This window comes from Aeromonas sp. QDB39 (assembly GCF_027707585.1).
Lineage (GTDB): Bacteria > Pseudomonadota > Gammaproteobacteria > Enterobacterales > Aeromonadaceae > Aeromonas > Aeromonas hydrophila.
On record NZ_JAPCIV010000113.1, the window covers coordinates 1 to 1,184 of the forward strand.

A 1,184-nucleotide genomic window follows, 5' to 3' on the forward strand; every position below is an offset into this window, starting at 1 on the left:
ATGTTTGATGAGTTTTTAATTGAGACCCCAATAACCAATCCTAACAACGTCCGGCCAGAGTTTAGTCCAATAGAGAATCCATCCAGATACAAATATCAAGCCTTAAAAGATTTCTTGTTCATGCTGCAATTGGAACCATATATAGGACTTGGATTAGTTAATTTAATCCCTGATCCAAGCGAGTTTGACATGCCTCTGATGAGAGCTGTCATGGAGATGGCTGGTAAGCGTGGCAATCAGAAAAATATTCTGAATGAGCAAGATCGTCAGCTACATTTTGGAATGTGCATTGAAGATGTATTGAACTCAACATCTATGATGTCCAGAGAAGCAAGAGTTAAGTTACTGATAAATCAATTTGGACTTGATAATGATCATGCAACTCAAACGATTGATCTATTAGAGCAGCAAGCAGATGTCTCACCACTTGTGATGCTTCAAAAAGTTGATCGTAAAGATAATAGTCAATTCATGCTATTCAGAATGGCGCCCAACTATGAAATGTCGTTACTAATTGCTCAAGTGACAGGTTCTGTAGTAGTTACTGACAGCGGATCAAGATGGAATGAGATGATGGCAGCTCAACATAGGCCGCAAGGAATTGCGACTTATCCATGGGATAATGCTCATAATACTTTTAATTCGTTGCCGATTGACGAAGCAATTTTAGATACATATCGAAAATCTCAAGGTAATTTTTCCACTGCTAGAAAATGGCTTAAAACCATGGATCAGATGGTTTTGAACAATAACCGCGACCCTAGTAAATTAGCCAACTTAGCTGGGCAAGCTTCTGATCTTATGAGACAACTTGGGCAAGTTACTGACCAAGTTCTATTGTCCCAGTTCAAAATTTCGAGTCCCGAAGGTGGTTTCCATGATGTCAACGTACAACGGCTACTAGCTCGCTCTAGTTGCTTGAGGTATGACAGATATGTCAGGTCTGTTTACGGTATTAGCATCCAAGATTGAAGCAGTACAATTCATGATTCAATCAATGTACCTGTTCGAGAAGTGAAAGGGTGGTCATCTATCAGGGGGAAGTTCTGGAAAAATTGGGCTATCAAAAGTTGAAAAATAGGAAAAATAGCAAAAAATTACTATTTTTCTGGAAAAGGCCACTAAGCCCTACCATACAACGATTTCCAGATTTATTTCATAGTCAATCTGTGTAGGTAGTTTGT

The 1,184-nt window shown here is 38.9% G+C and carries 1 protein-coding gene; it reads left to right on the forward strand.

The window, feature by feature from the left end; all coding sequences use genetic code 11:
* On the forward strand, positions 1 to 972 hold a 972-nt coding region (locus tag PG899_RS24045), incomplete at its 5' end, for a hypothetical protein (RefSeq protein ID WP_270697813.1).
* Positions 973 to 1,184 lie beyond the last annotated feature (212 nt).